General features: G+C 55.1%; 1 rRNA gene. It reads right to left on the reverse strand.

What is annotated here, in order from left to right:
* A 23S ribosomal RNA gene (locus BM191_RS16400) occupies positions 1-2130 on the reverse strand; the annotation flags it as partial.
* Positions 2131-2191 lie beyond the last annotated feature (61 nt).

Raw genomic sequence — 2191 nt, forward strand, 5'->3', positions numbered from 1 at the left:
TGCCTCCCACCTATCCTGCACATCAAGGCTCAGTGTTCAGTGTCAAGCTGTAGTAAAGGTTCACGGGGTCTTTCCGTCTTGCCGCGGGTACACTGCATCTTCACAGCGAGTTCAATTTCACTGAGTCCCGGGTGGAGACAGCCTGGCCATCATTACGCCATTCGTGCAGGTCGGAACTTACCCGACAAGGAATTTCGCTACCTTAGGACCGTTATAGTTACGGCCGCCGTTTACCGGGGCTTCGATCAGGAGCTTCTCGCAAGCGATAACCCCATCAATTAACCTTCCGGCACCGGGCAGGCGTCACACCGTATACGTCCACTTTCGTGTTTGCACAGTGCTGTGTTTTTAATAAACAGTTGCAGCCAGCTGGTATCTGCGACTGGCTTCGGCTCGGGGAGCAAGTCCCTCCACCTACGCGCCAGCGTGCCTTCTCCCGAAGTTACGGCACCATTTTGCCTAGTTCCTTCACCCGGGTTCTCTCAAGCGCCTTGGTATTCTCTACCTGACCACCTGTGTCGGTTTCGGGTACGATTTCGTGTTACCTGTCGCTTAGAGGCTTTTCCTGGAAGCAGGGCATTTGTCACTTCAGCACCGTAGTGCCTCGTCATCACGCCTCAGCTATAACCTTCCGGATTTGCCTGGAAAGTCAGCCTGCACGCTTAAACCGGGACAACCGTCGCCCGGATGACATAGCCTTCTCCGTCCCCCCTTCGCAGTAACACCAAGTACGGGAATATTAACCCGTTTCCCATCGACTACGCCTTTCGGCCTCGCCTTAGGGGTCGACTCACCCTGCCCCGATTAACGTTGGACAGGAACCCTTGGTCTTCCGGCGAGCGGGCTTTTCACCCGCTTTATCGTTACTTATGTCAGCATTCGCACTTCTGATACCTCCAGCAGCCCTCACAGGCCACCTTCTGCGGCTTACAGAACGCTCCCCTACCCAACAGCACTTGCGTGCCGCTGCCGCAGCTTCGGTGCATGGTTTAGCCCCGTTACATCTTCCGCGCAGGCCGACTCGACCAGTGAGCTATTACGCTTTCTTTAAATGATGGCTGCTTCTAAGCCAACATCCTGGCTGTCTGGGCCTTCCCACATCGTTTCCCACTTAACCATGACTTCGGGACCTTAGCTGGCGGTCTGGGTTGTTTCCCTCTTCACGACGGACGTTAGCACCCGCCGTGTGTCTCCCGTGATAACATTCTACGGTATTCGCAGTTTGCATCGGATCGGTAAGCCGGGATGGCCCCCTGGCCGAAACAGTGCTCTACCCCCGCAGATGAATTCACGAGGCGCTACCTAAATAGCTTTCGGGGAGAACCAGCTATCTCCCGGTTTGATTGGCCTTTCACCCCCAGCCACAGGTCATCCGCTGATTTTTCAACATCAGTCGGTTCGGTCCTCCAGTTAGTGTTACCCAACCTTCAACCTGCCCATGGCTAGATCACCGGGTTTCGGGTCTGTACCCTGCAACTTAGCGCCCGGTTAAGACTCGGTTTCCCTTCGGCTCCCCTATGCGGTTAACCTTGCTACAGAATACAAGTCGCTGACCCATTATACAAAAGGTACGCAGTCACCCCCTTAAGAGGCTCCCACTGCTTGTACGTACACGGTTTCAGGTTCTTTTTCACTCCCCTCGCCGGGGTTCTTTTCGCCTTTCCCTCACGGTACTGGTTCACTATCGGTCAGTCAGGAGTATTTAGCCTTGGAGGATGGTCCCCCCATCTTCAGACAGGATACCTCGTGTCCCGCCCTACTCTTCGAGCTCACAATTCGTGCATTTTCGTGTACGGGGCTGTCACCCTGTTTCGCGCGACTTTCCGGACGCTTCCACTAACACACAAACTGATTCACACTCTGGGCTCCTCCCCGTTCGCTCGCCGCTACTGGGGGAATCTCGGTTGATTTCTTTTCCTCGGGGTACTTAGATGTTTCAGTTCCCCCGGTTCGCCTCACAGCACTATGTATTCATGCTGTGATGATGCACTTGGTGCACCGGGTTTCCCCATTCGGACATCGCCGGCTGTTACGGTTCATATCACCTTACCGGCGCTTTTCGCAGATTAGCACGTCCTTCATCGCCTCTGACTGCCAGGGCATCCACCGTGTACGCTTATTCGCTTAACCTCACAACCCACAAGCGTCCCGCACGGCGCTTTCGCCACCGTCGCTCTGCTTTCAGGCTGCA

Origin of the sequence: Izhakiella capsodis (assembly GCF_900115045.1) — a bacterium.
GTDB classification, from domain to species: Bacteria; Pseudomonadota; Gammaproteobacteria; order Enterobacterales; family Enterobacteriaceae; genus Izhakiella; species Izhakiella capsodis.